Here is a 12,919-nt window from a genome sequence, read left to right as displayed (position 1 = left end):
TATGCAGTTACAACTGCGCATTCGGTGGCCACGGAGGTGAACCGGACGTTACCCATATGGCTACTGATGTTTAGCGTGACGGCCGACCCGCGCCAAATGCCTCATCGACCCGCGCCAACTGCTCACCGGTCAGGGTGCCGGCGTAGTAATGCAGCTTGATCCAGGCCATCAAGTACTCATATCGAGTCTTGGCCAGGTCCTGACGGGTGCTGTAAAGCTGTTGTTGCGCATTCAGTTCGTCCAGGTTGACCCGCTCGCCACCCTTGATGCTGTATTGCGTGGACACCACCAATGCCTCCGCTGAAGCCAACGCCTTGTCGTAAGCGCGGATTTTCCGTACGCCCGTGGCGCAAGCGTTGAACTGTCGGCGCAACTGGATCAACGTCTCACGGGTTTTGCCCTCAAGGTCATACTCCGCTTGCTCCAGGCTACGACTGGCCTGGCGGCTGGAGGCGCTGACCCCACCACCTGCGTACAGCGGCAGGCTGATTTCCAGGCCAATGGTATTGGTGTCGTAACGCTGGTTGTAGGTATTGCCGCTGTCGGATTCCATGCTGCGCACCGTGGCGTAAGCGTTGAGCTTGGGCAGATGCCCGGCGACGTTGCGTTTCACCTCCTGATGCGCGACTTCCAGCAGCTGGCGCTGGGAGGCGAGGTCGGCGTTCTCACTCAAGGCGATGGCATTCCACGCTTCGTACGTGGTGGGCGTCAGCGCAAGGAAGTTGAACGGCGTACGCAGAGGCGCCAGTTCGTCGATGCGCACCTCAGGCACGCCGATCAAGGCCCCGAGCTCGCGCAACGCTGCGTCTTGCTCATTCTGCGCTTCGATTTCCTCGGCACCGGCCAATTCGTAACGGGATTCGGCTTCCAGGATGTCGGTGCGGGTGCCTTCGCCCTGATCGAACATCTGTCGGTTTTGCTCGAACTGCCGCTCGAACGCCTTCTTCTTTGCCTCGGCAATCTCGATCTGATCGCGACTGAACAGCGCCTGGCTGTAAGCGGACAACACCCGCACCAGCAACTCCTGACTTTTGCCTCGAAAGGCCTGGTCGGCAAACAAGGCCTGTGCCACACCCTTGCGGTAGTTGGCGTAGGCCTCGTAGTCGATGATCGGCTGCTGCACGCTCAGCGTCGAACCGAAACTGTTGTAGTGACGGTCCTCGCGGGAGTTGGGGCGATCGTCGCTTTTGTAGGTGGCCCTCGAGTCGTTGCGTCCCTTGTTGTAGTTCCAGGCCACGTGGGGCAAGAGCCCGGCACGGCCGATATTACGATTCTCCAGCCCCGCGTCACGCTCCTTCATGGCGCCGAGGAACACCGGGTCGTTACGCAAGGCCTGCTCATAAACGTCAAACAAGCCCATTGCCTGGGCCTGCATGTTGGCGCTGATCCACAGCAGTGCTGCCAGCCAGATTTTCATGTACCGAAACATCCTATTCCTCGGTCAGTGCCATTCCTGCGCGATCCATCAAAGGCTTGAACAGGTAATTGAGAAGAGAGCGCTCGCCTGTGCGCACGAACATCTGCGCCGGCATGCCGGGTTTGATCACAAGGCCCTTGAGTGTGGCCAGCGCCTGGTCGGTGACAGTGCTGCGCACGATGTAGTACGGCTGACCACTGCGCTCGTCGAGCAACTGATCGGCGGAAATCAGGCTGACCGTGGCATTCACGCGCGGCGTACGGCTCTGATTGAACGCGGTGAAGAGCACATCCACTGGCAGCTGTTCGGCCACCTTGTCGACCATGTTCACCGGCAGGTGGCCTTCGATCTCGAGGCCCTCGCCCTGGGGCACGATTTCCAGCAGCGATTCACCGCCATGCACCACCGCGCCTTCGGTGTGCACCGAGAGGTTCACGGCAATGCCATCGGCCGGAGCGTTGATTTCACTGTGGGTCAGACTGAATTGTGCCGAGGCCAGTTGCTGGCTCAGCGTGATGCTTTTCAGCTCGGCATCGGCCAGTTGCCCGCGCACTTCCTTTTGATACTCCTCGACACCTTGCTGCAGGCTCAGCCGTGATTGCTCGATTTGCTGAGCGACCCGGCCTGTGTCACCGGTGTTCTGTGCCAGATCACGTTGCACCTGAGACAGTTGCCGGTCGTAGTCCATCAAGCGGTTGCGGGCGATGTAGCCTCGTTCGGCCAGCGGCCGGAGGTTTTCCAGTTGCTGGCGCAAGGACTCGGCCTGGGCTTGAAGGTCATTGCGCGCCTGGCGCATGCCGGCGAGTTGGGCAATGCCACCTTCGATGCTTGCATGGATGCCTGCCTGGGATCGCTGAAACGCCTGATGACGGCTGCTGAACAACTGCCGCTGGCCTTCCAGCACGCCGAGCAGCTGTGGAGACGCTTGCTGTAACAGGGCCTCGGGAAAGCGTACCTGCACACTGCCGTCTCGTTCGGCCTGGAGCCTGGCGATGCTGGCCTGGGCCAGTTCGTACTGGGCACGCAACGATTGCACGTCGGCCTGCACCTGGGTGTGGTCAAGCTGGAACAGCGGTTGGCCCTGATGCACTAATTGGCCCTCGCGCACCATGATGCGACTGACCACGCCGCTGTCCACCGACTGCACCGCTTTGCGCTTGCCGGAGACCACCACTGTGCCAGGCACGGCGATGCCTTGGTCGAGCGGGGCAAGTGCAGCCCAGAGGAAAAAGCTGCCGGCACCGAGCAGGGCCAGCCACCAGCCTGCGCTGACGAAAAACTGTGCACTGCGTTCGGGTTTGATGATGTGTTCATTCATGGCGCTGGCCTCCTTGCTGCGCGCCAAGCTGGCGACTGGTACTTACCCCTTGCACCCCTTGCGACCGTTCAGGCGCAGGCTGGCTACCGGAGAGCGCTTTCAAAACATCACGCGCCGGGCCGAACAATTGCAGCCGTCCGTCGTTGAGCACCAGCAGACGGTCAGCCTGATTCAGTACGGCAGAGCCATGGGTAATCAGAATCACCGTGCAACCGCGAGCCTTGAGCTGCGCGATGGCAGCGGCCAATGCGGCTTCGCCGTTGCTGTCGAGGTTGGAGTTGGGTTCGTCGAGCACCACCAGCTTCGGCTCACCGTACAGCGCACGGGCCAGCGCCACGCGCTGCTTCTGACCACCGGACAGCCCGGAGCCGCCATCGCCTAACTGCGTGTCATAGCCTTGGGGCAGACGCAGGATCATTTCGTGCACGCCTGCCAGTCGGGCTGCGGTCACCACCTGGTGCGGATCGGCGCTGGTAAAGCGTGCGATGTTGTCGGCAATGCTGCCACTGAACAGTTCGATATCCTGGGGCAGATAACCGACATGGGCTCCCAGCGCGGTCCGGTCCCAGCGGTGCAACTCAGCACCGTCCAGACGAACCACCCCGGCCAGGGGTTGCCAGACCCCGATCAACACCCGGGCCAAGGTTGACTTGCCAGAGCCGGACGCCCCCAGCACACCGAGGGTTTCTCCGGCATTCACGGTGAAACTCAGTTGCTGCAGCGTCACGGTGGTCCGCCCCGGTGGTGCGGCACTGAGTTGCTCGACACTGATATGCCCGGTGGGAGCGGGCAGGGGCATGGGCGTCGGACGTTCGGGGTGGGCGATCAGCAGGGCGTCGAGGCGCTGCCATGCCAGCCGCGCGGAACTCCACTGTTTCCAGACCGCGATGAGTTGATCGATCGGGGCCAGCGCACGACCCATCAGGATGGAGCCGGCGATCATCATGCCGCCGCTCATCTGGCCTTCGATGACCAGCAGTGCACCCAGCCCCAGCACCAGTGATTGAAGGCACAAACGCAGGCATTTGCTGAACGAACCGATCAGCGCGCCGATGTCGCTCGCCCGGTTTTGCCGCTCCAGAAAACGGCTGTGCACGGCGAACCAGCGCTGGCGCAACGGTACCAGCATGCCCATGGCCTGGATCGCTTCGGCATTATTCAGGTGGCTGCCGGACAACTGGCTCGATGCAACAGAAAAGTGCCCGGCCTGGGCCAGTGGCTTGCGGGTCAGGGTTTCATTCAGCCAGGCGAGGGCGATCAAGATCACCGCACCCACAGTGGCAAACACGCCCAGCCAGGGGTTGAAGAGAAAGATTACCGCCAGGTAGATGGGGAACCACGGCGCATCGAAGAAGGCGAACAACGCCGGGCCGGTGGCGAACTGCCGGACCAGGGTCAAATCGCCCAGGGCCTGTGCGGCATTGCCTTCGCCCAGGCTGAGGTTGCGTTCGAAAGCCGCCTGGTACACCTGCAGGTTCAGGCGTCGCTCCATATCGCTGCCGATACGGATCACCACAAAGCTGCGTATGGCTTCCATCAGCCCGATGAACATGAAAAAGGCGACGACCATCACGGTCAGCATCGCCAGCGTGGTTTCGTTTTGCGATGACAGCACCCGGTCGTAAACCTGCAACATGTAGACCGAGGGCACCAGCATTAACACGTTGATCAGCGCGGTGAAGGCGCCGATGCTGAGCAGGATGCCTTTGTAGGCCTTGAGCGTGGCCCACATGGGCGCGCGCGGCAGGGGGCTTGGCCGGCCTTGGGTCATGGGGGTTCATCCTTGAAAAAGAGTCAGGAGCGTGGGGTGGTGCTTGCGGCGTCGCGTTGCAGAAAAAGGGTGCGGCCGTCGGGCAGTCGGGCCATGTAGAACCCTTCTCGCTGGCGACCCATGTGCACCAGGAGTTCATCGTGGTTGTCGACCAGCGCGATGCCATCAGGCGTCGGGTACCAGGTGGCCGGTGTGCCGCCCAGCCAGTGTCCGGCGCAGGCCAGATCCCCGGCAAGCTGTCCGTCCTGTTCTTGCAGAATCAATGTGCAGGGTTTCTGCGCATCGTCCTTGGGGTAAAACTGCCAGGGACCGGCCAGTTCGGCGGGGCTCGCGAGACGTAGGCTGCTGGCCATGAGGGGGGCTCCGCTTAAGGTGAAAAGCGTCGTGAACAGACACGCCGCGGTCTTCCAGTTCATTGATCTGCTCCGGATCAGGCAGGGACGGCGTTTGCACGCCGCCCCCTCAGGCTTAAACCACGATGTCTGTCGTGGCGGCCTGGCCTACGGTGTTAACCAGGAAATCGGCCGCACGGTCACCCGTGAAGTCAATCGACAAGGTGCTGCCGGTGCTGATCTGGGACAACACGGCCTGACCTGCCGTGCCGCTGAACGCACTGACGAACGTCAGCGGAATGTGGCTTGTCGCAAACTCCGGCATGGCCGACAGATCGATTTTGTCCTGACCGCTGACAAAGTCCATGATCTGGTCCGGGGCCGACGGCCGTGAGTCGCTGCTGGCCGCGAATACAAACGTATCCGCCCCCGTACCGCCCCACAGTTTATCGGCACCGCCGCCACCGAAGATGATGTCGTTGCCGGCACCGCCACGGAGTTCGTTGGCTGCGCCATTGCCAATGATCAGGTCATTGCCCGAGCCGCCAATGGCGTTCTCGATGACCACACCTTTGGCAATGGACACGTTGCCCACCAGGCCGCCGACATCCGAAAACGAAGCCTCGTTGAGGTTGATTTTCTGGTTGTTGGTGTAGCCGGAGAAGTCCAGGGTGTCCTTGCCACCGCCATCCCACACCGCGAACACCAACTTGGACGACGAAGACGTCGCCGAGTAGTAGTCACGATCTGCCGTGGAGTTGAACCCGTAGGTGGTGTCTGCGGCGCGTGTCGCGAGATTGGCACCGTACAGCTTTTGTACGGCGGTAATATCGTCGAGCAGGGGTGCCGATGCGTAGGCCCCTTTGGCGTTCTGGCCGGTGTTGGTTTCGCTCCAGTAGCTCATCACGCTGTAGCCGCGAGTGTCCTGGGCGTAGGTGGCATCGGCATAGGTCGGGTTGCCGTTGCCGGCGTTGTAATCGCCGGGGTGCGACAGGCCCAGGGTATGGCCGATTTCGTGGGTGAGGGTCTGGCGCCCGTAATTGTTGGTGCCAGGGTTGGCGTTGACCTGGTAGCTGCTGTTGATCATGTACCAGGACTGACCTGCATACGATCCGCTATCCGGGAGATAGGCAAACGCCGCGCCGCCGTTGTCACCGCTGTAGTTGCCGAACGTCATGTGCCCGTCACCGCCGGAGTTGGCTTGGGTGAAGGTGACTTTCGCTACATCGGCCCACGACTGCATCGAAAGCTTGGCCTGGGATTGTTGCAGTGCCGAAAAGGCGCTGAACGTGCCCAGGGTGCGATCGAAATCGGCGGGTCGGCTGGTCAGGAAGGTGTAGGTCAACTCGATGGTGCCGCTCCTGTTTGAGTCTGCCCATGCGGCATGGTCGCGCAAGATGTAGTCGGCTGCCTGGTCCACCGTGTACGACGGTTTTCCATTGATCGGGCTACCGCCTCGGTCGTACTGGTGGCTGAACGTGTTGATCTGGTTGTATGCAGCGCTTGGGCCCTGTGGCGTGACGCTGAGGGCATTGAGTTTAAGTTTCGACATTCAGACATATCCTTGTCTGCGTGAAAAAAAACGACCGAATGACCTCAGGTGCGAGGTCATCCAATCACTCGCTTGGTGCATGAAGCGAGGAAAAACTGGCACAGGGTTGGGACGATGGTCCAGCGATTTCATCGAAAATGTATCAAGATTTCTCAAATCTGTAACAAATTCGACAAAAATTTGTACTCAGGTGACACGCTGGCGTTACACCTTTTAAGAATTGGGGTGGTCAGCAGCCCTGCGAGACAGGGTTGTCAGCGACGGGGAAATTGAGGGTGATTAACCGGTCTTTCCCAGACCGCTTTGATGGGGCAAACGAGTAATGGATGGCCATGCTTCTGTTGGTCTGAACTTTGCTACAGCCCTGTTACAGGCGGCCTCGATCACAGAAAATTGGCGCGAAGGCACTCCTGAAATTACCTTTAGTTTTGAATCGGCATGCCCTACGACGCGCATGCCCGGAGCCGGCCATGAGTACTCTCTCGGAAATTGCAGCAAACCTTTTGAAACGCGAAGACAGTCCCGAGAAAGCCGCTGCGCAGGCTGGCCCCCGTGGACCGATGGGTTGGGAACAACTGATGATGCTCTCGAAAGAGAAAGACATCGTGAAGTGGCAGGCCGCGTTGTCCCGGCTCATTGCAGACAATCCCGGTCAGCGTCGAGTGACCGTGATGCGCGTGATTCAGGGCGGTTTGGCGTGAAATACCCTGAGTAATCGCTGAGCCGCTTGTAGACGCAACGTCCGGCAAGCGGCTCCCGTTGTTTAGTAGGACCGGCTTTAGCCGGGAATGGGGCATCGGTAGGTCCAGATCGTCCGGAGTGTCCGTTAGGCGTTATTGATCGACATATTGGCGTTAGTCGGCAGGTACATTGCGCGCTAAAGTGACGGGCATGTTCTTGGCACCTTCGGATGACGCAGATGACCCGCCCCCGTTTTCTCCCTGACAACTTCACCCTCATGCTGATCACCGTGGTGATCATCGCCAGCTTCCTGCCGGCCACCGGGCAGGTGGCCGTCGGCTTAGGCTGGCTGACCAACATCGCCATCGCGCTGTTGTTCTTTCTTCACGGCGCCAAACTGTCCCGCGAATCAATCATCGCCGGCGCGGGGCACTGGCGCCTGCACTTGCTGGTGTTCGGGCTGACATTCGTCCTGTTCCCCTTGCTCGGCCTTGCACTCAAACCCGTGCTGTCGCCCCTGATCGGCAAAGACCTGTACATGGGCATTCTGTACCTGTGCGCGCTGCCGGCGACGGTGCAGTCGGCGATCGCCTTCACCTCACTGGCGCGCGGCAATATCCCGGCGGCGATCTGCAGCGCGGCGGCCTCCAGCCTGTTCGGGATCTTCCTGACGCCGCTGCTGGTCACGCTGTTGCTGAACGTCCACGGCGAAGGGGGCTCGACCCTCGATGCGATCGTCAAGATCAGCGTGCAGTTGCTGCTGCCGTTCATTGCCGGCCAGATCATGCGGCGCTGGATCGGCGCCTGGGTCGGACGCAACAAGAACTGGCTGAAATTCGTCGATCAGGGCTCGATCCTTCTGGTGGTCTACGGGGCGTTTAGCGAAGCCGTGAACGAAGGCATCTGGCAGAAGACGCCGATCTGGGATCTGGCGGGGCTGGTGTTGGTGTGCTGCCTGCTGCTGACGCTGGTGCTCGTGGCCGCGACCTTGCTGTCCAAGCTGTTCGGCTTCAATCAGGAAGACCGCATCACCATCCTGTTCTGCGGCTCGAAGAAAAGTCTGGCGACCGGCGTGCCGATGGCGCAAGTGCTGTTTGCGGGGAGCACGATTGGGCTGTTGATCTTGCCGCTGATGCTGTTTCACCAGATTCAACTGATGGTGTGTGCGGTGGTGGCGCAGCGGTATGCGAAGCGGGCAGAGCCAGTGGCGGAGTTGATGGCGCAGGTTGATCCTTGAGGGTGTTTATTAGCTGCATGGCGTAGTCAAAAAGCCCCGATGTTTCGGGGCTTTTTGCGGTTTGGAGTGGGGGTGGGCGATGGTCAGTTAAGGTCGATGGTCGCTTGTATAAAATCTAAAAAAGGGCGTCCCGTTCAGACTGAAATGCCCCACTCGGCTGGGAGACTGTCATTCAAATAGTTTTAAAACAGCCTCGGAATACAGGATTGGTGAGCTCTTGGCTGATTTGATTACGTGCTCGCGGACCGTTTGACCCTTCAGTTCTGGAAATTTAGCCACATATTCTGGCGTGAAGGCCGGTGCATCTTTGCTGGCCCTGGCGTCCATTAGCGCTTTAATGCAATCGGGGTTACGGCTCATCGAGTTTTCCGCCAATGGCGTACCAATGGGCCACGGCTTCTCTTGTGGTGGAAGTGCATCAATCGAGGTTCCTTTTTTGTGTAATAGGGCTATGCGCTCTGCAGCTTGCGGATCCGGCTGATCGTTCAGCTCAAAAGATCGCGTGCAGACATAATGGAGGGGGGTTGAAGCAACCTTGCTGACACCATAAGGATCGGTGCCGGCTGCGATCAACAGTTTGATGACTTCAATATTGGTAGCCCCTTTACCCATCAGCGGGGAGAACCCCTGAGGATTCAAAAGCTTGGGGTCAGCACCGTAATGCAGCAACATTTTGACGAGCTCCGGCTGGGGAAATCGCTGTCCATCGAGTGCCGCTTTGAGTGGTGTAGTCGTTCCCGCATTCGCAATAACATTAGGATTGGCGCCGGCCTTGAGCAGACTCTCCACGATTTTTGATTCATCCTGTGATACTTGCGGGTCTTTGCCGTGCCTAAGTGCAGTTAGCAGGACGGTTTCTCCGCTGGTATCAAGGGTACGGTTCACATCAATCGGAAATTCAAGTAGGCGATCAACCAGATCAGGCCGTTGGTAATAGGTTGCATGCCACAAAATTTTAGTGTCCGGTCGTGCGCCGCTCGCTAGTAACGAATTAACGATAGCCAAGTCTGCGGCATCCTTGGAGTAAGCGTATTCCATCACCGCATTGTCTAGCTGACGGACTAGATCTTTTCCAGATTCAGTTTGCGCCATGGCTGAGCCCGAGAGCAGGGTAAAGGTCAGGGCAGAGGCCCTGCAGAAATTGAAGGCGAGTTTATAGATAAACATGCGATATCTCATAGAGTGAAAGTTGAGGGTGTTAATTGTGTTGTGGTGAGATTTGAGCCGAGTGAATCTCCCCGTTGGATAAATAATTAGCGAAATTTAAAGAAGCTGTTCCTTTTTGTTTATGAAAAATCGAGCTGCCAGCAAATGGTTAATTTGTGAGTTAAAGGGGTCCGTCCCCTTTATCAATGCATGCATGTCAGGGCCAGCCCTCTGACGTCCTCGTTGCGATGTCTCTCGATTACCTCTATGCACTTAACCTGAATCCATTCCGGATCATCGATATTAAAGCAAAGATATAGAAGCGCATCCGTCGCTACCGTCATATCTTCCGATCGCAACATGGCCTCAAGTTTCTGTTTGTTGTACTGAGGAGTGTTGGTGCTCATTTTTTTTATCTTTCCTTTGCCTATCACCATACCGGTTTTTCTCAATGCCGATTGTCGTTCGCTGTGCAAATCACACCAGTAGAGTACGTGTCTATGAGGTTTTTAGTAATAAAGGGATCTGTCCCCTTAGCCTGAATCCCCATTCTCCAAGAGTTTTGAGTTTAGAAAGGCCGTACCTTTCAAGGGGCGCCCTCTTTACGCTCTAGTTTTTTGGGAGTGCGTAAATCCTTATTATGTCCTCGCCGCTAGCTGAATCATGGAATCGACTTTCGTAGAAATCAAAAATCGTCCCGAGATTCCACCTTGCAAAATGCTTTTTTACAACATTCAACTCTCTTGAGCTTTCATCTTTCTGTTTGGCTTTTATTTTTGCTGCGAAATCAGTTGAATCTGCCCCTGGGTAGACGAAGATGTGCGGCATTAATACGCACTCTTCTGCAAACAGATCAAAGTCCGGAAAGCTTACTGCGAATAAGATATCGTTATCCTCCTGGGTTGTTGATAGTGTTTTAATTGAATTCATTAGAAAAAATGAAAAGCCGATCAAAAAGTCCGAAATTTTGTCACTCTCAATACTTTTTGTAATAGCTTCAGCCGATGACGCCTGGAGATTAACGGTATTTCATCGGAGCTTTCAAAACCGGAAAAAACACGTTCATATCATTGTAAGGTTCTTTGCTGATGATTTTTTAGATACAGCTTTATCAACTTCATTTGGTCGGGATACTCCATCCATGACTGTTCAGCCAGTCGATAGTTTTTCGAGAGAACTTCACATCTCCCTTTTCTTTGTCACGAACAAAAAAGGTCCGTGCCCGTTAACTACTTTTTAGACATCAAGCTCACTTTGGGAAGTGGCGCTGAGCTTTCTCAGTTAAATGGCAGTTTCAACGCGCTATCCACGAAATTTAATTCGCCGCGACCATCGACGATAGAGTTAAATTCTTTGAAGAAATAATCCAAATTTCTCGAAAATACGAAAAATGCATCCTGTCCGTGTTCTCGAGAGATAATTGGCACTAACAGATAGTGACAAGTCTCTTGTAAGATCTTAAATAATTCCTTGTCAGTTATTGGTAGGTTGCTGTCTTGTAAAATTCCTGCGAGTCTGGATATTTTAGGTTTATCGGCATGTCGATGCCTACTGAGCACCAGAAACTTTTTCAGATTTTTCTCGTACGTTAAGTGTTCTTCCAGAAGTTTCTCAAAGCCTCCATTTTTTGATCTAAATAAAAGTCTCGGCATGCGGCCTGAGTAGTTTTCTTGTGGAGGTTGGATAGACATATTTCTCAGGTCAACCCGATAACATTTTGAGATAAGTGAGCTTATAGTGTCACGACCCTCGCACGTCTTATCAAAACCAATTGCGCCACCCGCGTTTAAAGCCATAACTGTTGCAAATTGATCCTGTTCGTCTGCAGGCATCTCACTGATATACTCACAAGCATAGTTTTTGAACTCGGCGAACTGTGACTGATAGCATAGTATGCTATACTTTTTCATATTATTTTCCTAACTTTCCCGCTGGGTAAGTGAATATGATAAGCACACCTTTGTTATTTACGGCATGTACGTGTGGGCTTGCATGATGGTCCGGCTGGCCTGGGCCGGTTAACTCAGGGTGTCCGTCCGGGTGATCAAATATATAGAAAGATTCATCCGCACTTTCTCGTCCAAGTGAGGTGACGCCACGTTGTTTTAAGCAAGCGCAATTCACTCCGCGGCTACTAGAGTTTAGCCGTTCCATTGGTATTTCATTGCCAGTTTTACGCACTCGAGGCACCTGAGCATGTTGTTGTGCTTTTTGCATCGCAGTTCTACGATTTTTTGTAGCGATGACTGTCTCTAAACCAAGTGGGTCGATCCACTCCACCGGGTTTGCAGCATATGCGTAAAGGTTTAGCCCGCCCGAATATCCAATCGGATCTTTGCTGATAAACCGCCCGACCCTCGGATCATAGTACCGATGGCGGTTGTAGTGCAGGCCGGTTTCGTGGTCGTGGTATTGGCCCTGGAACCGGATCGGGTTGGTCAGGCCGACTTGTTGGGCGAACTCGGAGCGCTGTTTGGTTGCTTCACCCCACGCTTTGTATTGGGCGCTCCAGGCGGTGTTGCCGTTTTGGTCAGTAACTTCCTGCGGCGTGCCGAGGTGGTCGCACTGGTACCACGCCAACGCATCAATCGGTAGCGCGACCGGTTTGTAGGTCCAGAGCGGGTCTTCCTTGAAGTTGTAGCGGCCTTCGTAGGTCGGTTGGCTGACGAGACGAATCGTTTCGTGACGGATGGCCTGCGCCACCGGGACGAAGGTGCCGGGTTCGTGGATGTAGTGGACGGTTCGGCCGAGGGCGCCGGCGTATGGCGGCGGACTGCTTTCCCAGGCGAGGTTATCGCCGTCCCAGCCGTAGAGGGTGAAGCCGCAACCGAGCTCGCGCTCTTTGCGGGCGTGTTCGTTTTCATTCCAGCCGGTGCCGGCTTCGGGCCGCGGGCGGTAGTGGGCTTTGGAGAGTTTGTAGAGGCGACGGCCGAGGGGATCGTAGCCGAAGTCGACAGTCAGACGCGGATCGCGGAAGTGCACCAGATGATCGAAGAGGTCCCAGTGAAGCTCGCTGCGCAGGCCGTTGGTCCAGCGCTCGGTCTGGTTACCGCGTTCGTCGTATTCGTAGTGGTTGCCGACGTAGTCGCGCAGCAGGTTGTCGACGAGTTTTTTTTGAGCCGGCTCGGGGTCTAGTGGGCGGCGCGCGGGTGCGGCGCTGTCATCGAGCAGGTTGCTGGCCGGGTCGAAGGCGAAGGTTTCGGTGCCGAGGCGACTGGTTGCGGCGAGCAGGCGGCTGACCGGGTCGTATTTATAAGCAAGGACCCTACGGCGGCTGTCGTTTATGTCGGTGAGCTGCCCGGCAGCGTCGTAGGTGTAGGTGCGTTTGATGAGCGTGGATTTGTCGTCTGCTCGGCCCAGTAGCTGTTCTTGAAGGCGTCCTGCCGGATCCCAGCTTTGGGTTTGCAGCAGTTGGTTGCCCTGATGGCGGGCAACTTCGCGATGCAGATCATCGCGTTCGTAACT

At 56.7% G+C, this 12,919-nt stretch carries 11 protein-coding genes; 2 read left to right on the top strand and 9 right to left on the bottom strand.

Going from position 1 to position 12,919, the window contains the following annotated elements:
- Nucleotides 1-70 precede the first annotated feature (70 nt).
- From AC07RO_RS23870 to AC07RO_RS23850, 5 genes are all read right to left on the bottom strand, one after another.
- Nucleotides 71-1,417, bottom strand: coding sequence for a TolC family outer membrane protein (locus AC07RO_RS23870; RefSeq protein ID WP_282371961.1), 1,347 nt, complete (start codon nucleotides 1,415-1,417; stop codon nucleotides 71-73).
- A 13-nt stretch (nucleotides 1,418-1,430) separates the two neighbouring features.
- Nucleotides 1,431-2,735: an HlyD family type I secretion periplasmic adaptor subunit gene (locus AC07RO_RS23865; RefSeq protein WP_192174780.1), complete on the bottom strand. Its 1,305-nt coding sequence runs from the start codon at nucleotides 2,733-2,735 to the stop codon at nucleotides 1,431-1,433.
- Nucleotides 2,728-4,506 carry a type I secretion system permease/ATPase gene (locus AC07RO_RS23860; protein WP_495008930.1) on the bottom strand — a complete coding sequence of 593 codons (1,779 nt, stop codon included), beginning with the start codon at nucleotides 4,504-4,506 and terminating at the stop codon, nucleotides 2,728-2,730. Before AC07RO_RS23860 ends, AC07RO_RS23865 begins: the two co-directional genes overlap by 8 nt.
- Nucleotides 4,507-4,529: 23 nt before the next feature.
- Nucleotides 4,530-4,859, bottom strand: a complete 330-nt coding sequence (locus AC07RO_RS23855) for an AprI/Inh family metalloprotease inhibitor (RefSeq protein WP_192174778.1) — start codon at nucleotides 4,857-4,859, stop codon at nucleotides 4,530-4,532.
- Between the two features lie 115 nt (nucleotides 4,860-4,974).
- Nucleotides 4,975-6,390, bottom strand: coding sequence for a serralysin family metalloprotease (locus AC07RO_RS23850; RefSeq protein WP_495008931.1), 1,416 nt, complete (start codon nucleotides 6,388-6,390; stop codon nucleotides 4,975-4,977).
- 470 nt (nucleotides 6,391-6,860) lie between these two features.
- Between AC07RO_RS23850 and AC07RO_RS23845 the strand changes: the two genes are divergently transcribed.
- Nucleotides 6,861-7,091, top strand: coding sequence for a hypothetical protein (locus AC07RO_RS23845; RefSeq protein WP_192174776.1), 231 nt, complete (start codon nucleotides 6,861-6,863; stop codon nucleotides 7,089-7,091).
- A gap of 218 nt (nucleotides 7,092-7,309) precedes the next feature.
- Nucleotides 7,310-8,308, top strand: coding sequence for a bile acid:sodium symporter family protein (locus AC07RO_RS23840; RefSeq protein ID WP_495087228.1), 999 nt, complete (start codon nucleotides 7,310-7,312; stop codon nucleotides 8,306-8,308).
- 168 nt (nucleotides 8,309-8,476) lie between these two features.
- On the opposite strand, the gene AC07RO_RS23835 is transcribed toward AC07RO_RS23840, so the two are convergent.
- The 4 genes from AC07RO_RS23835 to AC07RO_RS23820 all read right to left on the bottom strand — a co-directional run.
- Nucleotides 8,477-9,475, bottom strand: coding sequence for an ankyrin repeat domain-containing protein (locus AC07RO_RS23835; RefSeq protein WP_495087227.1), 999 nt, complete (start codon nucleotides 9,473-9,475; stop codon nucleotides 8,477-8,479).
- Nucleotides 9,476-9,657: 182 nt separating this feature from the next.
- Nucleotides 9,658-9,861 (bottom strand): hypothetical protein, encoded by a 204-nt coding sequence (locus AC07RO_RS23830; RefSeq protein WP_495087226.1) that lies wholly within the window; start codon nucleotides 9,859-9,861, stop codon nucleotides 9,658-9,660.
- An 870-nt stretch (nucleotides 9,862-10,731) separates the two neighbouring features.
- Nucleotides 10,732-11,364, bottom strand: a complete 633-nt coding sequence (locus tag AC07RO_RS23825; protein ID WP_495087225.1) for a hypothetical protein — start codon at nucleotides 11,362-11,364, stop codon at nucleotides 10,732-10,734.
- Nucleotide 11,365: 1 nt separating this feature from the next.
- Nucleotides 11,366-12,919, bottom strand: a 1,554-nt coding sequence (locus AC07RO_RS23820) for an RHS repeat-associated core domain-containing protein (RefSeq protein WP_495087224.1), incomplete at its 5' end; no start/stop codon positions are given.

This window comes from Pseudomonas sp. GW821-FHT07F05 (genome assembly GCF_059418765.1).
The sequence above is the reverse complement of the archived record's forward strand: the minus strand, read 5'-3'. Positions and strand labels throughout refer to the sequence as shown.

Bases quoted from the DNA above. Each gene is read 5' to 3' on its own strand.
- AC07RO_RS23870 (WP_282371961.1), bottom strand. From the start codon at position 1,417: ATGAAAATCTGGCTGGCAGCACTGCTGTGGATCAGCGCCAACATGCAG.
- AC07RO_RS23865 (WP_192174780.1), bottom strand. From the start codon at position 2,735: ATGAATGAACACATCATCAAACCCGAACGCAGTGCACAGTTTTTCGTC.
- AC07RO_RS23860 (WP_495008930.1), bottom strand. From the start codon at position 4,506: ATGACCCAAGGCCGGCCAAGCCCCCTGCCGCGCGCGCCCATGTGGGCC.
- AC07RO_RS23855 (WP_192174778.1), bottom strand. From the start codon at position 4,859: ATGGCCAGCAGCCTACGTCTCGCGAGCCCCGCCGAACTGGCCGGTCCC.
- AC07RO_RS23850 (WP_495008931.1), bottom strand. From the start codon at position 6,390: ATGTCGAAACTTAAACTCAATGCCCTCAGCGTCACGCCACAGGGCCCA.
- AC07RO_RS23845 (WP_192174776.1), top strand. From the start codon at position 6,861: ATGAGTACTCTCTCGGAAATTGCAGCAAACCTTTTGAAACGCGAAGAC.
- AC07RO_RS23840 (WP_495087228.1), top strand. From the start codon at position 7,310: ATGACCCGCCCCCGTTTTCTCCCTGACAACTTCACCCTCATGCTGATC.
- AC07RO_RS23835 (WP_495087227.1), bottom strand. From the start codon at position 9,475: ATGTTTATCTATAAACTCGCCTTCAATTTCTGCAGGGCCTCTGCCCTG.
- AC07RO_RS23830 (WP_495087226.1), bottom strand. From the start codon at position 9,861: ATGAGCACCAACACTCCTCAGTACAACAAACAGAAACTTGAGGCCATG.
- AC07RO_RS23825 (WP_495087225.1), bottom strand. From the start codon at position 11,364: ATGAAAAAGTATAGCATACTATGCTATCAGTCACAGTTCGCCGAGTTC.